General features: G+C 74.4%; 20 protein-coding genes. 12 read left to right on the forward strand and 8 right to left on the reverse strand.

The window, feature by feature from the left end; genetic code table 11:
* The first annotated feature begins 53 nt into the window (after window positions 1-53).
* Window positions 54-809 carry an SDR family NAD(P)-dependent oxidoreductase gene (locus tag ACH4PU_RS05315; protein WP_398266288.1) on the forward strand — a complete coding sequence of 252 codons (756 nt, stop codon included), beginning with the start codon at window positions 54-56 and terminating at the stop codon, window positions 807-809.
* On the opposite strand, the gene ACH4PU_RS05320 is transcribed toward ACH4PU_RS05315, so the two are convergent.
* Entirely contained in the window at window positions 759-992 is a 234-nt protein-coding gene (locus tag ACH4PU_RS05320) for a DUF6192 family protein (RefSeq protein WP_398266965.1), read from the reverse strand. The genes ACH4PU_RS05315 and ACH4PU_RS05320 overlap by 51 nt on opposite strands.
* 312 nt (window positions 993-1,304) lie before the next feature.
* On the reverse strand, window positions 1,305-2,930 hold the full coding sequence (locus ACH4PU_RS05325) for an MFS transporter (protein ID WP_398266291.1): 1,626 nt from the start codon (window positions 2,928-2,930) through the stop codon (window positions 1,305-1,307).
* A gap of 178 nt (window positions 2,931-3,108) precedes the next feature.
* Here ACH4PU_RS05325 and ACH4PU_RS05330 point away from each other — a divergent pair, with 178 nt between their 5' ends.
* Window positions 3,109-3,660: a MarR family winged helix-turn-helix transcriptional regulator gene (locus ACH4PU_RS05330; protein WP_398266294.1), complete on the forward strand. Its 552-nt coding sequence runs from the start codon at window positions 3,109-3,111 to the stop codon at window positions 3,658-3,660.
* Between the two features lie 201 nt (window positions 3,661-3,861).
* On the opposite strand, the gene ACH4PU_RS05335 is transcribed toward ACH4PU_RS05330, so the two are convergent.
* Both ACH4PU_RS05335 and ACH4PU_RS05340 read right to left on the reverse strand, forming a co-directional pair.
* The gene (locus tag ACH4PU_RS05335) at window positions 3,862-4,473 is read right to left on the reverse strand and encodes a TetR/AcrR family transcriptional regulator (RefSeq protein WP_398266297.1); all 612 of its coding nucleotides are present in this window, start codon (window positions 4,471-4,473) and stop codon (window positions 3,862-3,864) included.
* Window positions 4,451-5,968, reverse strand: coding sequence for an MFS transporter (locus ACH4PU_RS05340; RefSeq protein WP_398266300.1), 1,518 nt, complete (start codon window positions 5,966-5,968; stop codon window positions 4,451-4,453). The genes ACH4PU_RS05335 and ACH4PU_RS05340 overlap by 23 nt, the downstream gene beginning before the upstream one ends.
* Before the next feature lie 218 nt (window positions 5,969-6,186).
* Here ACH4PU_RS05340 and ACH4PU_RS05345 point away from each other — a divergent pair, with 218 nt between their 5' ends.
* Complete coding sequence (locus ACH4PU_RS05345; protein ID WP_398266303.1) at window positions 6,187-7,386, forward strand: MalY/PatB family protein; 1,200 nt, start codon at window positions 6,187-6,189, stop codon at window positions 7,384-7,386.
* Between the two features lie 165 nt (window positions 7,387-7,551).
* Window positions 7,552-8,193, forward strand: a complete 642-nt coding sequence (locus ACH4PU_RS05350; RefSeq protein WP_398266306.1) for a 50S ribosomal protein L25/general stress protein Ctc — start codon at window positions 7,552-7,554, stop codon at window positions 8,191-8,193.
* Window positions 8,194-8,258: 65 nt separating this feature from the next.
* Here the strand turns inward: ACH4PU_RS05350 and ACH4PU_RS05355 are convergent, their stop codons facing one another.
* Window positions 8,259-8,546 carry a helix-turn-helix domain-containing protein gene (locus ACH4PU_RS05355; RefSeq protein WP_398266309.1) on the reverse strand — a complete coding sequence of 96 codons (288 nt, stop codon included), beginning with the start codon at window positions 8,544-8,546 and terminating at the stop codon, window positions 8,259-8,261.
* An 81-nt stretch (window positions 8,547-8,627) separates the two neighbouring features.
* Here ACH4PU_RS05355 and map point away from each other — a divergent pair, with 81 nt between their 5' ends.
* The gene (gene map / locus ACH4PU_RS05360) at window positions 8,628-9,395 is read left to right on the forward strand and encodes a type I methionyl aminopeptidase (protein WP_398266967.1); all 768 of its coding nucleotides are present in this window, start codon (window positions 8,628-8,630) and stop codon (window positions 9,393-9,395) included.
* Here map and ACH4PU_RS05365 read toward each other — a convergent pair.
* The gene (locus ACH4PU_RS05365) at window positions 9,382-10,149 is read right to left on the reverse strand and encodes a Mut7-C RNAse domain-containing protein (protein ID WP_398266311.1); all 768 of its coding nucleotides are present in this window, start codon (window positions 10,147-10,149) and stop codon (window positions 9,382-9,384) included. The two genes, map and ACH4PU_RS05365, sit on opposite strands and share 14 nt — an antisense overlap.
* Window positions 10,150-10,262: 113 nt before the next feature.
* On the opposite strand from ACH4PU_RS05365, the gene ACH4PU_RS05370 reads away from it, so the two are divergent.
* Both ACH4PU_RS05370 and ACH4PU_RS05375 read left to right on the forward strand, forming a co-directional pair.
* Entirely contained in the window at window positions 10,263-10,940 is a 678-nt protein-coding gene (locus tag ACH4PU_RS05370; protein WP_398266314.1) for a lytic transglycosylase domain-containing protein, read from the forward strand.
* Window positions 10,941-11,079: 139 nt separating this feature from the next.
* Entirely contained in the window at window positions 11,080-11,904 is an 825-nt protein-coding gene (locus ACH4PU_RS05375) for a Tellurium resistance (RefSeq protein WP_398266317.1), read from the forward strand.
* Between the two features lie 39 nt (window positions 11,905-11,943).
* Here the strand turns inward: ACH4PU_RS05375 and ACH4PU_RS05380 are convergent, their stop codons facing one another.
* On the reverse strand, window positions 11,944-12,687 hold the full coding sequence (locus ACH4PU_RS05380; RefSeq protein WP_398266320.1) for a tyrosine-protein phosphatase: 744 nt from the start codon (window positions 12,685-12,687) through the stop codon (window positions 11,944-11,946).
* Window positions 12,688-12,769: 82 nt separating this feature from the next.
* Complete coding sequence (locus ACH4PU_RS05385; protein WP_398266323.1) at window positions 12,770-13,333, reverse strand: CGNR zinc finger domain-containing protein; 564 nt, start codon at window positions 13,331-13,333, stop codon at window positions 12,770-12,772.
* A gap of 90 nt (window positions 13,334-13,423) precedes the next feature.
* On the opposite strand from ACH4PU_RS05385, the gene ACH4PU_RS05390 reads away from it, so the two are divergent.
* From ACH4PU_RS05390 to ACH4PU_RS05410, 5 genes are all read left to right on the forward strand, one after another.
* Window positions 13,424-13,930 (forward strand): carboxymuconolactone decarboxylase family protein, encoded by a 507-nt coding sequence (locus tag ACH4PU_RS05390; RefSeq protein ID WP_398266326.1) that lies wholly within the window; start codon window positions 13,424-13,426, stop codon window positions 13,928-13,930.
* Complete coding sequence (locus ACH4PU_RS05395; RefSeq protein ID WP_398266329.1) at window positions 13,927-14,856, forward strand: phosphotriesterase; 930 nt, start codon at window positions 13,927-13,929, stop codon at window positions 14,854-14,856. Before ACH4PU_RS05390 ends, ACH4PU_RS05395 begins: the two co-directional genes overlap by 4 nt.
* Window positions 14,857-15,112: 256 nt before the next feature.
* Window positions 15,113-16,417: a sensor histidine kinase gene (locus ACH4PU_RS05400; RefSeq protein ID WP_398266332.1), complete on the forward strand. Its 1,305-nt coding sequence runs from the start codon at window positions 15,113-15,115 to the stop codon at window positions 16,415-16,417.
* Window positions 16,405-17,061: a LuxR C-terminal-related transcriptional regulator gene (locus tag ACH4PU_RS05405; protein ID WP_398266335.1), complete on the forward strand. Its 657-nt coding sequence runs from the start codon at window positions 16,405-16,407 to the stop codon at window positions 17,059-17,061. The genes ACH4PU_RS05400 and ACH4PU_RS05405 overlap by 13 nt, the downstream gene beginning before the upstream one ends.
* A gap of 275 nt (window positions 17,062-17,336) precedes the next feature.
* Entirely contained in the window at window positions 17,337-17,897 is a 561-nt protein-coding gene (locus tag ACH4PU_RS05410) for an SMI1/KNR4 family protein (protein ID WP_398266338.1), read from the forward strand.
* Window positions 17,898-17,968 lie beyond the last annotated feature (71 nt).

Here is a 17,968-nt window from a genome sequence, read left to right on the forward strand (position 1 = left end):
TAACAATTAGCGTTACAACTATCGGGAAGGGCCCATCAACGAGGGGAAGAAGAATGAGCAAGCCACTCACGGGCAAGGTCGCCCTGGTCACCGGGGGGTCGCGTGGGCTGGGAGCCGCGACCGTACGGCTGCTGGCCGAGCAGGGCGCCGACGTCGCCTTCACCTACGTCAGCTCCGAGAAGCAGGCGCAGGCCGTCGTCGACGAGGTGCACGGCAAGGGAGCCAAGGCCGTCGCCTTCCGGTCCGACCAGGCGGACACGAGCCGGGCGCCGGCGCTGATCGACGACGTGGTCGCACACTTCGGCGGCCTGGACATCCTCGTCAACAACGCGGCGATCTCGGTGGAGCAGGGCCGCAGGGTGGACGACCCGGACGCCGACACCGCCGCACTGGACCGCATGCACGCCACCAACTACCTCGGCGTCATCGCCGTCATCCGGGCCGCCTCCCGAGTGCTGCGCGCTGGCGGCCGCATCATCACGGTGAGTTCCGGACTGGGCTCCCGGGTCGGCGCCCCGGGCCTTGCCGACTACGCGGCGACCAAGTCAGGGATCGAGAGGTACACCATGGGGGTCGCACGGGACCTCGGGCCCCGGAACATCACGGCCAACGTCGTGGAGGCCGGACTGATGGAGGGCGGCATGGAAGGGCCGGACCCCGAGACCCTCAAGGCCCTAGTCGGCTCGCTGTCCCTGCAACGCATGGGGCACCCCGACGAAATCGCCGCGGCGATCGCCTTTCTCGCGAGCCCCGCCGCGTCATACGTCACGGGCGCGGTACTGGACGCCCACGGCGGCTACAACGCCTGAACCGGAACCCTGCCGCGCGCCCCGAAGGACATCGCACCTTCGGGGCGCGCACCGCCTCTTGCCTTCCGGCGACGTCAGGATCGTGGCGAACCGCTCGGCCTCGTCCTCGATGGCGGCCAGGATGCGGTGGACGGTCCAGGGCTCGCCTGCCAGGCGGCGTCCCTTCGGCCGGCGCGAGGCCACCCGGCGTGCCGTCGTGACGTTGCCGACCAGCAGGCCGATGTCGTCGGCCAACCGCTTCGTCGGCCGCTCGACCGTCCAGGCCGACCCCGCGTCGACGAACCCGCCGTGCGGGACCGTTCACGACGTCGCGCACCACCCGGCCCACCGGCCGCTGTTCGACGGGGCGTTCGCGCCTCCGCGGCCGAGGCGGGTGGCGTCCTCCGACGAGGGCTCCCCCGGGCCGGGCCCAGGCGCCGCGCCCGCGTGTCCGACGCGGCGCCCCGGCTCCGGACCGGCCGGGACGGCGCGGCCCCGACCCCCGACCCCGGCGCGTCAGCCCGGCCGGACCCCCTGCCCGTCCTCCTCGACCACGTCCGCCGCCACGGGCGTCGTCCTCCTGACGAACAGCGTGGCCGCGAGCGCCAGGACGAGCAACGCGGCGCAGATGTAGCTCGTCAGTTCCAGGCCGTGGGCCATGGCCTCCCGCGCGGGCTCGGCCGCGCCGGCGGTGCCGGGATCGTCGGCGAGTGACGGAATCACCGAGCCGGCGCTCTCGGTGACCATGCCACTCACCCGCTCGGCCTGCCCGCCGGGGAATCCGGCGTCGTCCAGCCGCTCCTTCAGGTCGGAGGCGAGGGTGCTGAAGAAGAGGGTGGTGAGGAGGGCGATGCCGAGGGCGGAGCCCAGTTCCCGGGCCGCGCTCTGGATGCCGGAGCCCTGCCCGGCGCTGTGTGCGGGCACGTCGGCGAGGACGATGTTGGTGACCTGCGCCGTGGCGAAGCCGACGCCGACGCCGTACACGAAGAGGGCGAGGGCGATCGGCCACCAGGCGCTGTCCGTGCCGGCGATCAGCCCCAGCAGCACCAGGCCGGCGGATTCCAGCACCAGCCCGATGCGTACCTGCAGCAGGGCCGGGACCGAGGCGGCCATGGAGAATCCGGCGCCGCTGGCGACGAAGCTGCCTCCGGCGAGGGCGACGAGGGCGAGGCCCGTCTCGAACGCGCTGTAGCCGAGGGCGGATTGGAGCCACAGCGGCAGCACCGCGATGATGCCGAACTCCCCGACGCCCACCAGCAGGGTGACGAGGTTGCCGCTGCGGAAGGAGCCGATGGAGAACAGCCGTACGTCCACCAGCGGTTCGCCTCCGGCGGCACCCAGGGCCTTCTGCCGGCGCCAGAAAAGGCCGAGGGAGACGGCCGCCACGACGAAGGCGGCGAAGACTGGCGACGGGTTCGCGCTCCAGGTGAACGCGCCCAGGTCGAGCGGCTCAGCGGTCTCGAACCAGCCGTAGGCGCGCCCCTCGATGAGGGCGAAGGCGAGCAGTCCGAGGCCGGCGACCGAGAGCGCGCCGCCCACCCCGTCGATCCGGGCCCGGACGCGCGGCGAGGCGTCGAGGTGCACGAGCACGCCGACGGCGATCAGGACCACCAGGGGGATGTTGACGCCGAAGGCCCAGCGCCAGGAGAGGTCGGCCAGCCGGCCGCCGAGCAGCGGCCCGACCGCGGCGGCGGCGCCGATGGTGGAGCCCCAGACCGCGAAGGCCCGCCCCCGCGCCCGGCCGGTGAACGACGCGTTCACCAGGGCGAGGGAGCTGGGCAGGATGGCGGCGGCGCCGAACCCCTGGAGGAAGCGGGCCAGGATCAGGAGGCCGCCGTCCGGCGCCACCGCGGCCGACAGGCTCGTCGCGCCGAAGACGGCCAGGCCCAGGAGGAACACCTTGCGCGCGCCGAGCGCGTCGGAGAGGCGTCCGGTCAGCAGGAGGAGCGCGGCGAAGGAGATCGCGTAGGACTCCTGGACCCATTGGGCCTCGACGGAACCGATCCCCAGGTCGTCGATGACCGGGGCCAGGATCACGTTCACGATCGTGACGTCCACCACGATCAGGGCCACGCCCAGCGACACGGCGAGCAGGCCGAGCCATGGGCGTGGGGTGGGAGGGGGTTGCACGGCGCCGTTCACGGTACCTCCACTCTGAAGTATTTCCACCGTGAAGCTATTTTGCGGCCGTGCTCACTGTCAACCGCCGCAGCACTGCGGCACCTTGGGGCGATACCGGACGAAATCCCCTCTCCGGTGACTCCATGGCGGAAAAACTTTACGATGAAGCAAAGAAGCCGAAAGGACGTGAAGAGGAACCATGGCAGAGCGCGCGGCGGCAGACAGCGGCTCCGACCCCCACCGCCTCCTCGAGGGGCTGCGCACCTTCGGCGCCAACTACACGGAGTTCACCAGGCGGTTCGCCGGCTGGCTGGGCCTCCACTCCACGGACGCCGTGGCGCTCACCGAGATCCTGTACGCCGAGGACCAGGGGACCCCGCTGTCCCCCGCCCGTCTGAGCGAGCGCATCTCCCTCTCCTCGGGAGCCACCACGGCGCTGCTCAACCGGCTGGAGAAGGCGGGCTACGTGGAGCGCAGGCGGGAGAACCCCGACCGCCGGGTCGTCACCCTGCGCAGCAGCCCCGACGTCCGGCCGCACGCCATGCGGTTCTTCGGCCCGTACACGGCCGGGATGGAAGAGGTCATGTCCCCGCACACGGGCGCGCGGCTGGAGGAGTTCCGGAGGTTCGTGGCGCAACTGAACGACGCGATGGACTCCTTGCTGGCGCACGAGTACCACGCCCTGGAGCCCGGCACCACTCCGGGGAGCCGGCCGGCCCCCGACGGGACGTCCCGGGACGGGGTGAGATGACGGCCACGGCTGTCACCCCGCCCGCGTCGCCCCGCTCGCCCGCGACACCCCGCCCGCGCGGCCGTGTCGGCTGACGGCGTCGCGCCGTCCCGGCCACCGGCGACGGCCACCGGCCACCGGCTCCCGGCAGAGGGCGGTCGGGCGGCCGCCGGGGGCCGAAGCCGTGGACCCGGCCGACCGGAGCGGCGTCGGCGGCCGCGGTCAGGGCCGCAGGTCCTCCAGGAACAGCAGGGCTTCGTCGAGGGCCGCGGCGAAGTCCAGTTCCGGGTCCTTCGCCCACTCCAGGGAGACCTGGAGCATCACGCCGAAGACCGCCCCGGCGTAGGCGCGGACCGAGGCGTCGCCCGGGTCGCGGCCCGCGCGCCGGGCGACCTGCTCGGACATGATCCGGAGGGTCCGGCTCAGGTTGCCCAGGCCGGCCCCCCACAGCTCCGGCTCGGAGGTGATGAGGACCCAGCGCTCGCGCTGGAGGGCCAGTTCCTCGGGAGGGATGCCGTCGAGCATCGACCTGATGGTCCGGCGCTCCGCCTGGATCGGCGTGAGGTCGGGCGACTGCGCCTGGAGCATCATCGCGAAGGGCAGATCGTAGTCGTGCGAGAAGACCAGGTCCTGCTTGGTCGGGAAGTAGCGGAAGACGGTGCTGGGGGCGACCTCGGCGGCCTCGGCGATCTGCTCGACGGTCGTGGCCGTATAGCCCTGTTCCCTGAACATCCGCACCGCCTCCCGCTGGATGGCGGCCTTGGTCCTGGCCTTTTTGCGTTCTCTCAGGCCGGTCACCGGTTCGGCCCGGTCAGGCTGCGTCTGCGGGTTCATGGTCAGATTTTGCGGGCTTGCCGGCGCGATCACCAACCTGCCGGGCGTGGTCACCGACACGCCGGGGCAGCAGTACCGCGGCGAGCAGTGCGCCGAGCAGGCCGAGGCCGGCGGAGACCGCCAGGACGACGTCCAGGCCGTGGACGAAGGCGGAGCCGACCCTGTCCGCGAGCTCGGGGGACTTCACCGCTCGGGCGACCGCCAGGCCGCCGAAGACGGAGTCCTGGGCCGCGTCCTGTGCTCGTGGGGGCAGGTCGCCGACGTCGAGCCCGCCGCGATAGCGGGAGTTGAGGACGGAGCCGAGGACGGCCGCGCCGAAGCTTCCGCCGAGGGTGCGGACCGACTGGTTGACCGCCGAGCCGACGCCCGCGCTCTCCGCCGACAGTTCGCCGAGCGCCGCGTCCATGGCGGTGGGCAGGGCGAAGCCGAGGCCCAGTCCGTAGGCGGCGGTCCAGGCGGCCGCGAGGCCGGTGCCGCTGCCGGTGTCCGTGGTGGCTCCGTAGAACAGGGCGGCGGCCAGGAGGGCGAAGCCCAGGGCGACCGCGGCCTTCGGCCCCATGGCCCGGGCGATCCGGCCGGCGAGGGAGACGCCGAGGAGCAGGCCGCCGACCATCGGCAGCAGCCGGAAGCCGCTGCCCATCGCGTCGGCGCCCAGGATCGCCTGGTAGTACTGCGGCATCGTGAACAGCACGCCGAACATGGTGAAGTTGACGACCGTGCCGAGCAGGGTGCCCGCGGTGAACCGGGCCGAGCGGAATAGCGACAGGTCGACCAGCGGGCCGGCCGCCCGCTTCTCCCAGAGCACGAAGACGACGACGGCGAGCAGGCCGCCGAGCAGCGGCGCCAGCGTGCTGACGTCCGTCCAGCCCTTCTCGCCGCCCTGGATCACGCCGTAGGTCATCGCGGCCAGACCGGCGCTGGAGAACACCAGGCCGCCCACGTCGAACCGCTCGGCCCGCGCCGCCCGCGGCGCCTTCGACTCCGGCAGCCAGGCGGAGACCGCGAGGAAGGCGAGGACCACCACCGGCACGTTGATCAGGAACACCGCTCCCCACCAGAAGTGGTGAAGAAGGTAGCCGCCCAGGATGGGGCCGAGCGGGTAGGCCAGCATCGCCGCGCCCGCCACCGCGCCGATCGCCTTGGGGCGCTCCTCCTCGGAGAACATCACCGGCAGCAGCGACAGCGTCGTCGGCATGATCAGGGCGGCGCCCAGGCCGAGCACCGCCCGCGCGGCGATGAACATGCCCGACGACGTGGAGCAGGCGCAGGCCAGCGAGGCCAAGCCGAAGATCACCAGGGCGGCGAGCAGCGTCTTCTTGCGCCCGTGGCGGTCCCCGAGCACGCCGGCCGGGATCATCCCGGCGGCGAAGACCAGGGTGTACGACGTGACGAACCACTGCAGTTGGGCGTTGCCCGCGCCCAGGTCGTCGGCCATGGCCGGCAGGGCCAGGCTCAGGATCGTCACATCGAAGCCCACGACCAGGGACGCGAGCACGAGAGCTCCGACGGCCCACCACCGGCGCGCACCGGGATCCGCTGACACGAGAGTCCACCCCCTGATGAGAGTTGAATAGCTAATGGGAGCGTACTCTCATTTTTTCGGCCGGAGCAATGCCCGTCACCGGCCGGACCGCCTCGGGGCCGGCAGCCGGGCCCCCTCCGCAGCCTGCTGACGCATCGTCAGAACACCGGTACGGCGCGCACAATGACTCCATGTCGTCGAACGAGCACACCGACCCGCTGCGCGAGCTCTCCCTCGACCGGCTGCGCCGCCGTACGAGCGCCAAGTGGCGGACGTACCCGCCGGACGTCCTGCCGTTGTGGGTCGCGGAGATGGACGTGCCGCTCCCCGGACCCGTGGCCCGGGTGCTGACCGAGGCCGTGGCCCTGGGTGACACCGGGTACGCGACGGGCGCGGGCTACGCCGAGGCGCTGGCGGGGTTCGCGCGGGAGCGGTGGGGGTGGGACGGCGTCGCACCGGACCGCACGGCGGTGGTGGCGGACGTGATGCGGGGCGTCGTCGAAGTGCTGCGGCTGGTGACCGGGCCGGGCGACGCGGTGGTGCTCACCCCGCCCGTCTACCCGCCGTTCCACGCCTTCGTCGCGCACGAGGGACGGCGGGTCGTGGCGGCGCCGCTGGACGGCGCCGGGCGGCTGGACGCCGGCGCCCTGGAGGCGGCCTTCCGGGAGGCCGTGGCGGGCGGGCGGCGCACCGCCCTGCTGCTGAGCAGTCCGCACAACCCGACGGGAACGGTCCACGCGCGGCCGGAGCTCACGACCGTCGCGGAGCTGGCGCGGCGGTACGGGGTGCGGGTCGTCGCCGACGAGGTCCACGCCCCGCTGGTGCTGCCGGGGGCCGCGTTCGTGCCCTACCTGTCGGTGCCGGGGGCGGAGGACGCCTTCTCGGTCGTGTCCGCGTCCAAGGCGTGGAACCTGGCGGGCCTCAAGGCCGCGCTGGTCGTGGCTGGGCAGGAGGCCGCCGGCGACCTGCGCCGGATGCCGCCCGAGGCGAGCCACGGCCCCAGCCATCTGGGCGTGCTGGCCCACACCGCCGCCCTGCGGCACGCCGGCGGCTGGCTCGACGCCCTGCTCGGCGGGCTGGACGCGAACCGCCGGCTGCTCGGCGGCCTGCTCGCGCGGCACCTGCCCGAGGCGGGGTACCTCCGCCCGCAGGGCGGCTACCTGGTGTGGCTGGACTGCGGGTCCGCCGGCCTGGGCGACGACCCGGCCGCCGCCTTCCTGGAGCGCGGGCGCGTCGCGCTGACCCCGGGCCCGCCCTTCGGCGCGGGCGGCACCGGTCACGTCCGACTGAACCTCGCCACCTCGCCGGAGGTGCTGGAGGAGGCGGTCCGCCGGATGGCCCGCACGGTGGGGCGACGGCGCGGTGCGCCATCCGGCGCACAAAGCGGATGATGCGCCTCCGCCGCTGGGTACACTCGCCGCGCGTTGCTCGGCGAGGGAGGCCGTACTCATGGGGTGCGGCGATCCGTCCCGTCGCGCTCTCTTCGTACGGGTCGCCGGGGTCCGGGTGACGCTCACCGGACGGTCCGGAGACGACGACACACGAGGAGAGCAGTCATGGCCGAGGTCAAGCTGGCCGCCGAAACGCGCACCGATTTCGGCAAGGGCGCCGCCCGTCGCATCCGCCGGGAGGACAAGGTACCGGGAGTCATCTACGGCCACGGCGCCGATCCGAAGCACGTCACGCTCGACGGGCATGCCCTGATGATGGCGCTGAAGACGCCGAACGTGCTACTCCGCCTCCAACTCGGCGGTAAAGGCGGCGAGTTGGTGATCCCCAAGGAGGTGCAGCGCGACCCGCTGAAGGGCTTCCTCGTCCACGCGGACTTCCTGGCCGTCAAGAAGGGCGAGAAGGTCACCGTCGAGGTGCCGGTGCACACCGAGGGCGAACTGGCCCCCGGCGGCAACCTGTTGGAGCACATGCTCAACGCGCTGCCCGTCGAGGCGGAGGCCACGCACATCCCGGAGGGGCTGACGGTGTCGATCGAGGGCCTGGAGGCCGGGCACACCGTCCGGGCGGGGGACGTCCCGCTGCCGCGCGGCACGTCGCTGGCCGTCGACGAGAGCACGGCCGTGCTCCAGGTCGTCGCCGCGCAGACCGAGGCGCCGACCGAGGAGGAGGAAGCCGAGGAGAAGGAGGGGGAGGCACCCGCCGAGGCCGCGGCGGCGGAGGCCGCCGCTCCGGCCGAGGAGTCCTGAGCCCGCTCACCTCCGGACGCCGGACGGGCCGCACCGGCCCGTCCGGCGTTCCCCGTGCCGCGCGCCTACGCCGACAGCGCCGCCCCGCCCTCCCCCGCGGCGGCGTCCTCCTCCGGCGCGGACGCGGCGGCCAGCGCGTCGAGGGAGACGCCGAGGGCCCCGGCCAGGGCCGCCACCGTGAAGAAGGCCGGGGTCGGGGCCCGGCCCGTCTCGATCTTGCGCAGGGTCTCCGCGGAGACGCCGGCCGCCGCGGCGACCTCCACCATGCTGCGGTCGCCCCGGGCCTGCCGGACCAGCGCACCGAAGATCTCGCCGCGTCGGCGTTCCCAGGGGGTCAGAGGAGTTCTCACCATGACGGCAATACTAATACCGTGATATCAATACCGGGATACCAATACCGGTATGAGAATCGGATGAGGGGAGTGGCGGAGGACATGGTCGAGATCAAGAGCGACGGCCAGCTGGAGGCGATGCGCGAGGCGGGCCGGGTGGTGGCCCGCGCGCTGGCCGCCGTGCGGGAGTCGGCGGCCGTCGGGGTGAGCCTCCGGGAGCTGGACGAGGTGGCCCGCGGGGTGCTGGCGGAGGCGGGCGCGGAGTCGCCGTTCCTCGGCTACCGGCCGTCCTTCGCGCCGGTGCCGTTCCCCGGCGTGATCTGCACCTCCGTCAACGACGCCGTGGCGCACGGCATACCGACCGGCTACCGGCTGCGCGACGGCGACCTGCTCAGCGTCGACTGCGGGGCCCTGCTGGACGGCTGGGCGGGCGACGCGGCCGTCAGCTTCACCGTCGGGACGGCCCGGCCGGCCGACACCGAGCTGATCGCCCGCACCCAGGAGGCCCTGGACGCCGGCATCGCCGCCGCCCGCGCCGGCGGGCGCGTGGGCGACATCTCGCACGCCGTCGGCACCGTCGCGACGAAGGCGCGGTGCGGCATGCCGGCCGACTTCGGCGGCCACGGCATCGGCCGGGAGATGCACGAGGACCCCCACGTGCCCAACCGCGGCCGCCCGCGCCGGGGTTACCCGCTGCGGCACGGGCTGGTGCTCGCGATCGAGCCGATGCTGATGGCCGGCGGACGCGACGCCTACCGCACCGCCGACGACGGGTGGACGATGGTGACCACCGACGGCAGCCGGGCGGCCCACATCGAGCACACGGTGGCCGTCACGGACGACGGCCCCCGCATCCTCACCCTGCCGTGAGCGAACCCGCCTCGACCCCGGCCGCCGCGGCCCCGCCGAACTCCCGCAGCGCGTCCCGCACAATCGCCTCCAGCCGGGCGTGGTGCGCGCCGCGCCAGTACACGCGCTCGCAGGCCGCGCACTGCGCGAAGACGTCGTAGGTGCGGCGCGTGCCGTGCTCCAGGAGTTCGCCGACGGAGTCCTTGTCGGCGTCCCGGAGCTCCCCGTTGCAGGCGGTGCAGCGGGTCCACGGCGCGAGCGGCGGGGCGAACCGGCCCAGGACGTCGCGCAGTTGGTCGTCCGGCCGGTCGCTGTAGACATACGCGCCGGCCCACAGCTCCCGGCGGCGCAGCAGGCCGCGGTCGCGGGAGAGCATCACCCGGCGCTCGGCGGCGGAGCGGGCGGCGAGCGCGGGGTCGCCGATGTCCTCGCTCTCGTAGGCGGCGTCGACGCCCAGCAGGCGCAGCCGCCGGGCCAGCGTCCCGAGGTGGACGTCGAGCAGGAAGCGCAGGGGCGCCCCGGGGACCCGCTGCGGGCGTTCGACCGCCCGTACCTCCACCGACTCGCCCACCGCCGGTACGTGGGACACGGACACCTCGCGGCCGTCGACGAACAGCCGGCCGGCCTCGGTGAGGGGCATGCCCAGCGACTCGATCACATGCCCGAGGGACGACGATCCGTCGGTGACGACGGTCATCCGCTCGGCCCGGCGTTCGGCGGGGACGAAGAGCCGCAGTCCGGGGGCGAAGGTCACGGTGATCTCGGGTCGGTTCACGGCTTCAGCATGCCATGGGCGCCCCGTACGGCCGTACGCGGCCGACCACGGCCGCCCGGCCGGCTGTGTACGGTCGTGGCGGAGGCACGCAGCGACGCGTCAGGAGGAAGAACGTGAGGAAGCACCGCAGGCTCCGGTCGTCGTTGGCCGCCGTGGCCGTCCTGGCGGCCGTCGCCGGTGGGGCGACGGCGTGCGGCGGCGGGGACGACGGGAAGTCCCGGGACCGTACGGCGGCGTCGGGCCGCCCGTCGCCGGCGGACACCCCGATCGACCAGAAGTCCCCGGAGAAACCGGGCGGCGACCAGGACCCCGCCCGCTATGCCCCCCAGGTGAAGCGGTACGCCAAGGAGGCGGGCGTGAGCGCGCAACTGGTGATGGCGATCCTCTACAACGAGGCGTACAAACCGCACGACCCGGAGTTCGAGAAGTCCTGGCAGAAGATGAAGCCGGACTCGGCGTTCGGGGTGGCCAACATGCACCGGGCCGCCTACGACGAGACGAAGCAGGGGCGCCCGTTCGCGGACCGCAGCTGGTTCGATCTGCCGGACGACCCGGCGCTGGCCATCCGGGCGGAGTCCTGGCACCTGCGCGACCTGGCCGCGCAGCTCCCGGGGTCCTGGCCGGGGTCGTACACCAAGGAGGAGCTGATGGCCCTCGGGTACAACGCGGGCGCGGGCAACATGGCGGCGTTCGCGCGCGGGGTCAAGCCCGGGCCGCAAGCCGGTTCGTACCTCGCGAACCTGCGCGGGAACTGGCCCAAGGCCGCGGCCGCGCTGCGGGGTTCCGGCTGAGCCGACGGGCGGCCCGCGCTCCGGTCGGTTCGCGGGCCGCCCATGTCCCCTGGCGGCCCTCTCGCGTTGCTCAGGGTGCGCGTCCCCGAACGGGCGCGTACCGAGCGTCGTCGAGAGGTCGAGAGGGAGTCCGCCAGTCATGCGCCCACGTCCGCACCGGTTCCGCCGCCCCGCCCCGGACGGCAAGGAGCCGTCCGCCCGGAAGGCCGCTTCGTCCGCGGAGGAGGACGGCAGCCTATGGGCCTATCTGCGCGGCGGCGCACTCCGCCGGGAGGAGGCGCGGCACGGCTTCGAGTGGGCCGCGCCGCACCACAAGCGCCTCTCCAAAACCCACCCCACCGACTGGCTCACCCACCACGGCACCACCGGGGGCACCCTCCGCGTCAATCTCACCTGGAGCATGCACACCGGCCCGAGCGGGGACGGCCCCACCGGGCTGCTGCGCGGCCTGTTCGCCCCGCTCGGCGCGTCGGTGCAGGTGCACGGCCCGGCCGTGGTCTCCGCCGACCTCGACCTGGCCTGTCTGTACGAACTCACCGACGGCACCAAGGGCGTGGTGCAGCCGCTGGGCGGCTTTCACGGCGATCTGTACCGGCCGCCGTACATCTCGCTCAGCGCGGACAGCCGGTTCGGCGGCCCGATGGGCGAGACGCTGTACATCAACCTGGACAAGCGGGACGAGTTCCGGCGGATGCTGGTCTTCGTCTACAACTACGACTGCACGCCCGTCTTCGGCCGGGTGGACAGCGTGCTCACGTTCTACCTGCCGGACGGGCACCAGTTCGCCGTGGAGCTGAGGGAAAGGGTTCCACAGGCCCGGTCCTGCGCCGTGGCGCTGATCGAGAACCGGCAGGGGCACCTGACGGTGCGTCGGGAGGCCACGTACGTGTACGGGTTCCAGTCGGACCTCGACCGGTTGTACGGGTGGGGGATGCGGTGGGCCCGGGGGCACAAGCGGCCGTGAGGGAGCCGGACGGGCCTCGTACCCCGCCCCGCCCTTCGGCTACGGTACGGGCACCGGTTCGAGCAGACGCCGCCGCAGGGCCGTGACCAGGGCGTCGTCCACGCCGAGCACCCCGGCGGCGTACGCGTGCACGGATCCGTGCCGCCGGGCCAGGCCGTCCAGGGAGAGGCGCATCACGTCGGCTGGTGCCGTGCCGTAGCCGGGCCAGGTGAGTTCGCGTCCCGGGTGGCCGGCGCGCCAGTCGGCGACGAGCCGCTCGGTGGCGCGTGCGGTGAGGGTGAAGTCCTCGACCGCGTCGGCCTCTTCGACGCCCAGCAGGATCAGGAGGAGGGCGGCGAGCAGCCCGGTGCGGTCCTTGCCGGAGGCGCAGTGGAAGACCACCGCCCCCTCCCCCGGCTCGGCGATCACGTCGAGGGCGCGGCGCAGTTCGGCGGCTCCGTCGTGGGCGACCTCCAGGTAGCGCTCGGCGAGGTAGGGGCCGGGGGCGACGTCGGGGCCGAGGGCGGCCTGGTCGTAGGGCCGGTGTTCGATGCTGAGGTTGTGCCAGGTGTAGGACGGGTGCTCGGGCGCCCGTCCGGCGGCGTCGATCTCCCAGGGGTAGCGCAGGTCGATGACGGTGCCGACCCCCAGTTCCAGGAAGCGCTCCAGGTCCGCCCCGGCGAGCTTGCCGAGCGAGTCGGAGCGGTACAGCCGGCCCCAGCGCACCACGGCTCCGTCCCGGGTGGGGTAGCCGCCCAGGTCACGGAAGTTGTGCAGGCGCTCGAACGTCAAGTGTCTGTCCATGGGCGGACCTTAGAGGCTCGGGCGCGGGGACCGCCGCGACGTGGATCACTCCCCGTCGTTTCCCTGCCGCACGTTCCCCGCTTCACGTCTCCGCGCGGCGGCGTTCGCGGAGGGCGCGGACGCGGCCCCGGCTGGCGCAGGCCGGCGCGGGGCACCAGCGACGGCGGCCGGAGGGGTTGGTGAAGAGGCCCCGGCAGTCGTGCTCCGGGCAGACGGCGAGCGTGCCGCGCTGCGGGCCGGTGAGGTGGTCGACGGCCTGGCGGGCGATCCGGGCGAGGGCGGCGCCGGTGTCCGCCGGGGGTTCGCGGCGCAGCCGGCCGGCGACGGTGAGATGGACGGGGTCGGGCTGGTCCGCGAGGAAGCGGGCGGTCTCCTCGACCGCGCCGGCGGGCGGGGTGCCGCCCTCGACGACGGGCAGGGCGAGGAGCCGCAGGTTCTCGCGTAAAACCTGGGCCCGGGCCACGTCGGCCGGCTCCGGGGGCCGGACGGGGGCGAGTTCCACGCGCTCGAACCACTCCCCCAGCCGCTCGGCGGTGGCGATGCGTTCGACCGGCCGGGCGCCGAACGTGCGCCCCTTGGTCGCGAGGAAGTCGAGCCAGGTCGCGCCGAGGTCGAACCGGAAGGCCGGGTGCTCTTCTGCGTGCATGTCCCGATCGTAACGGCTGATGCGTTACATTGATCGAGATCAACGATGTAACGGTTCATCCGTTACGTTTTCAGGGGTGGGAGGAACGGAATGACGGAGGACATCGGTACGGAGCCGCGGGGGGCGGCGTTCGACCGTGCCGCGGGATACCGGCTGCTGGAGGTGCTCCAGGACGAACGGACGCGGGAGGCGACGCTCCCCGCGCTGGAGGCGGTGGCACCCGGATTCGCAGACTGGATCGTCACCAGCCTCTTCGGCGGCACGTACCAGCGCGGCGGACTCTCCCTGCGCGACCGGCAGATCGCCAACCTGGCCGCGCTCACCGCGCTGGGCGGCGTCGAGCCGCAGCTCGCCGGGCACGTCACCACGGGCCTGCGGGTGGGGCTGACGGCGGAGGAGATCGTCGAGGTCTTCGTCCACCTGGCCCCCTACATCGGGGTGCCGAAGGCGCTGGCCGGACTGCGCGCCGCCGCACCGGCCCTGGCGGCCGCCGAGGCCGCCGAGGCCGCCGAGGCCGCCGAGGCCGCCGAGGCCGCCGAGGCCGCCGAGGCCGCCGAGAACCCGAACGCCCGGCCCGTGGCGGGGGGTGCCGCGTGAACGCCGTCGTCCGGACGGTGCTCGGCGACGTCCCCGCGGACACGCTGGGCACGGTCGACGCCCACGACCACCTCTTCCTGCGCAGCCCGCTGCTGCCCGGCCAGGAGCTCGACGACCCGGCGGCGGCCGAGGCCGAACTGCGCGCCTTCGCCGCGGCGGGCGGCGACACGGTGGTGCAGTGGACGCCGCGCGGCATGGGGCGCCGGGCGGCCGACGTCGTGGCGGCGTCCCGCGCCGCGGGCGTGCACGTCGTGATGGCGACCGGCATGCACCAGGCGGTGCACTACGCGCCCCCGCCGACACCCGCCGAACTCGACGCCCTGGCGGGCAGGTTCATCGCCGATCTGACGTCGGCCCCGGTCCGAGCCGGGCTGGTCAAGGTCGCCGGAGGCTTCCACGGACTCGACGAGCACGCCCGGCGCACCATGACCGCCGCGGCCGAGGCGCACCACGCGACCGGCGCGCCTGTGGCCGTCCACCTGGAGCTGGGCACCGCGCCGCTGGAGGTGCTCGACCTGCTCTGCGGCACGCTCGGCATGCCGCCCGCGGCCGTCGTCCTCGGCCATCTGGGCCGCTGCCCCGACCTCCGCGTCCAGCGGGAGGCCGCCCGGGCGGGCGCGTTCCTGGCCTTCGACGGACCCTCGCGCGCCCACCACGCCACCGACTGGCGGCTGTTCGACCAGCTCGCCGCCCTGGCCGACGCCGGGCACGCGGGGCAACTGCTCCTGGGCGGCGACACCACGACGGCCGCCGCCCGGTCGGTCGACGGGGGCCCGGGCATGCCGTACCTGCTGCGGGTGCTCCGGCCGCGGCTGACACGGGAGTTCGGGGAGGAGTTCGCCGGCCGGGTGTTCACCCGCAACCCGGCCCGGGCCTTCACGCTGCGTCGCCCGGGGACGGGCGCGGGCCGCTCCGGCGGCGCGTGAGGGCGGATGCCTGGGCGGGGGCCACGGACGGACGGCCACGAACGGACGGGGTGCCCCCTGCCCGTCCGCGGCCCCCGCCGGGGACCCGGCACTCCGCGAACCCGCCCGCCCGGCAGGCGTTTCCGCCGGTGATAGCGTTGCGGACCGCGTACGCGGCATGGCGCGGCGCGGCGCGACAGGGCGTACGGATGGGCGGAGGGGACGTCGGCGTTCTCGGTGCGCGCCTCTTCCGTACGCGGAGCGCGCGGGGAACGGTGTGGACGACGCGACGGAGCGGGGACCTGTGGGCGCGGCGGTACGAGGGCGGTTCCGGACGGCCGGCCGGGAGGGCCGGGAGGCGTGGCGGGCGTTCGTCCGTCGGCTCACCGCGTCCCTCCGCTACACGCTCTCCGCCGGGGCGACGGGCCTGCTCGCCCTGTTGTGCTGCGGCCCGTTGCTCGCCGTCGGCGCCCTGAGCCTGGCCGGGCCCGGGCTGTTCGTCCTGCCCGCCGTCCTGCGCGGGACGCGCCGGTTCGCCGACGTCCACCGCCGGCGGGCGGCGGCCTGGTTGGGCGCCGACATCCCGTCGGCCGGCGGGACGCCGACCCGACCGCGGACCCTCCTGACGGACCGCGCGACCTGGTCCGGCCTCGGCTGGCTGCTCCTGCACGCGCTCACCGGGACGGCCGCCGGCGCGCTCGCGCTGGGCCTGTGCGGCGGCGTGCTGAGCTGGCTGACGACGCCGCTGTGGTGGTGGGCCGTGCCCCACGCGGAGTTCGCGGTGTGGGAGATCGCCTCCTGGCCGGCGGCGCTGGCCGCCGTCGCCCTCGCCCCGGTGTACGCGGGCCTCGCCGGTCTGCTGCTGCCGGTGCTGGCCCGGGGCCACGCCGGGATGACCCGCGCGCTGCTCGGGCCGCGGCGCGGCCGGGCGTCGCTGGCCCGCCGGGTCGAGGAACTGACCGTCTCCCGGGCCGAGGCCCTGGACGCGCACGCCGCCGAACTTCGCCGCATCGAGCGGGACTTGCACGACGGGGCACAGGCCGGCCTGGTCGCCGTCTCGCTGCGGCTGGGCCTGATCCGCCGCGCCCTGGACGGCCGGCCGGAGGCGCTGCCCGAACTGGTCGACGCCACCCAGCGGTTGGCGGAGCAGACGCTGTCGTCGCTGCGGGCGACCGTACGGGCCATCCACCCGCCCGTACTCGACGACCACGGGCTGGCCGAGGCGGCCCGCGGCCTGGCCGCGGCCTGCCCGGTGCCCACGGACCTCGACGTGGAGACCGTACCGCCGGGCACCCGGGCGCCGGCGGCCGTCGAGGCCGCCGCCTATTTCGTGCTCGCCGAGGCCCTCACCAACGTCGCCCGGCACAGCGGGGCCACCCGCGGCGCCGTGCGGCTGGCCGTCACCCCGCGCGCGATCCGCGTGAGCGTCCGGGACGACGGCCGGGGCGGCGCGGCGGAGGGCCCGGGCACTGGGCTGCGCGGCATCCGGCGCCGCGTCGCCGCCCTCGACGGCGTCACCGAACTGTCCAGCCCGCCCGGCGGGCCGACCCTGCTGCAAGTGGAGCTGCCGTGCGGATCCTGATCGCCGAGGACAACGTCCTGCTGCGGGAGGGGATTTCCCTCCTGCTGACCGGCGCCGGCCACGAGGTCTGCGCGTCCGTCGAGGACGGCGAGGCACTGCTGCCCGCACTGTTGCGCCACCGCCCGGACGTCGCCGTCCTGGACGTCCGGCTGCCGCCCGGCTTCCGCGACGAGGGGCTGCGCGCCGCCGTCGCGGCCCGGGAGCGGATCCCCGGCCTGCCGGTGCTCGTCCTCTCGCAGTACGTGGAACAGGCGTACGCCTCACGGCTGCTCGCCGCCGGCGCGGGCGGCGTCGGCTATCTGCTCAAGGACCGGATCGGCCGGGTGGACGAGTTCCTGGACGCGCTGGACCGGGTCGCGGCCGGCCAGGCGGCGATGGACCCGGAGGTGATCTCGCAGCTGATGGTGCGGAGCGCCCGGGCCGACCCGCTGGCGGCGCTGAGCCCCCGGGAGCGGGAGGTGCTGGCGCTGATGGCCGAGGGGCACGGCAACGCGGCCATCGGGGAGCGGCTGTTCATCGCCGAGACCTCGGTGAACAAGCACATCGGCAACATCTTCACCAAGCTCGGCCTGCCCACGGCGGACGGCGGCCACCGCCGCGTCCGGGCGGTCCTCACCTGGCTCCAGGCGGAGGCGCGGCGGTGAGCGGCGACGTGCGTCGCGGCCGCCTGGCCGCCGGCCCCGCTCCCCCAGCCGTCAGCCGTCAGCCGTCAGCCGTCAGCCGTCCGTGATCGGCGGATCCTGTCCGACGGCCACCACCAGGCGACGACCGTGACCGCCGCCGGCCGAACGGCGACCGGGCCGGACGGGCCCGCGGAAGACCCTGCGACCGGCCCGTCACGCGGCGCCCTCGAAGTCCGTGGGGCACTGCCCCCACCGCCACCCCCGCTCGATCACCCGTCACACCGCCCGGAGGACCCGTGCTCCCCGCCGTCGCCCGCCTCGCCCGGCTCGTCCCGCCCCCTGCCCCGCCGCGCCCGCACGACTGGTCAGCGGTCGAGGCACGGCTGGGCAGCGCCCTCCCCGCCGACTACCGGCAGCTCGTCGACCTCTACGGAGGCGGCTTCTTCACGTTCCCGGGCGACTGCCGCGACCAGGAGATCCGGTTCCTGGTCCCCAGCCGGGAAGAGCCCTACGACGACCTCGTCGCCCAGTTTGCGGAGCGCGCCGAGATCCACGCCGAGCTGTGGGAGCTCGGCGAACCCCGGCCGGCCGAGCTGCGGGCGGCGGGCAGCGGCGTCCTGCCGTTCGCCTACGTGGAGGGCAACGGCCACTTCCTCTACTGGCTCGTCCGGCCCGGCACCGCGCCGCGCGACTGGACGGTCATCCTCAACGAGGGCCGGGGTCCGGAGTGGGAGCATTACGGCGTCCCGGCCGCCGAGTTCCTCCTCGGCGTCCTCACCGGCGCGATCGACTCCCCGTACTTCGACCCTCCGACGCGGGCCCCCCGGTTCCTCCCCGACGACGCTCTCCGTCACTGACGGGTCGTCATGGCAGATGTGCCCCGTTCAGCCCATGCGCAGTCGACGAACTCACGTTACGTCAGCTGACG

The organism is Streptomyces sp. NPDC021100, from assembly GCF_044333095.1.
GTDB lineage: Bacteria > Actinomycetota > Actinomycetes > Streptomycetales > Streptomycetaceae > Streptomyces.

Excerpts from the sequence above, each read along its gene's own strand:
- ACH4PU_RS05315 (WP_398266288.1), top strand. The coding sequence starts at position 54 with ATGAGCAAGCCACTCACGGGCAAGGTCGCCCTGGTCACCGGGGGGTCG.
- ACH4PU_RS05375 (WP_398266317.1), top strand. The coding sequence starts at position 11,080 with ATGCGCCCACGTCCGCACCGGTTCCGCCGCCCCGCCCCGGACGGCAAG.
- ACH4PU_RS05390 (WP_398266326.1), top strand. The coding sequence starts at position 13,424 with ATGACGGAGGACATCGGTACGGAGCCGCGGGGGGCGGCGTTCGACCGT.
- ACH4PU_RS05355 (WP_398266309.1), bottom strand. The coding sequence starts at position 8,546 with ATGGTGAGAACTCCTCTGACCCCCTGGGAACGCCGACGCGGCGAGATC.
- ACH4PU_RS05380 (WP_398266320.1), bottom strand. The coding sequence starts at position 12,687 with ATGGACAGACACTTGACGTTCGAGCGCCTGCACAACTTCCGTGACCTG.
- ACH4PU_RS05385 (WP_398266323.1), bottom strand. The coding sequence starts at position 13,333 with ATGCACGCAGAAGAGCACCCGGCCTTCCGGTTCGACCTCGGCGCGACC.
- map (WP_398266967.1), top strand. The coding sequence starts at position 8,628 with ATGGTCGAGATCAAGAGCGACGGCCAGCTGGAGGCGATGCGCGAGGCG.
- ACH4PU_RS05335 (WP_398266297.1), bottom strand. The coding sequence starts at position 4,473 with ATGAACCCGCAGACGCAGCCTGACCGGGCCGAACCGGTGACCGGCCTG.
- ACH4PU_RS05350 (WP_398266306.1), top strand. The coding sequence starts at position 7,552 with ATGGCCGAGGTCAAGCTGGCCGCCGAAACGCGCACCGATTTCGGCAAG.
- ACH4PU_RS05330 (WP_398266294.1), top strand. The coding sequence starts at position 3,109 with ATGGCAGAGCGCGCGGCGGCAGACAGCGGCTCCGACCCCCACCGCCTC.
- ACH4PU_RS05345 (WP_398266303.1), top strand. The coding sequence starts at position 6,187 with ATGTCGTCGAACGAGCACACCGACCCGCTGCGCGAGCTCTCCCTCGAC.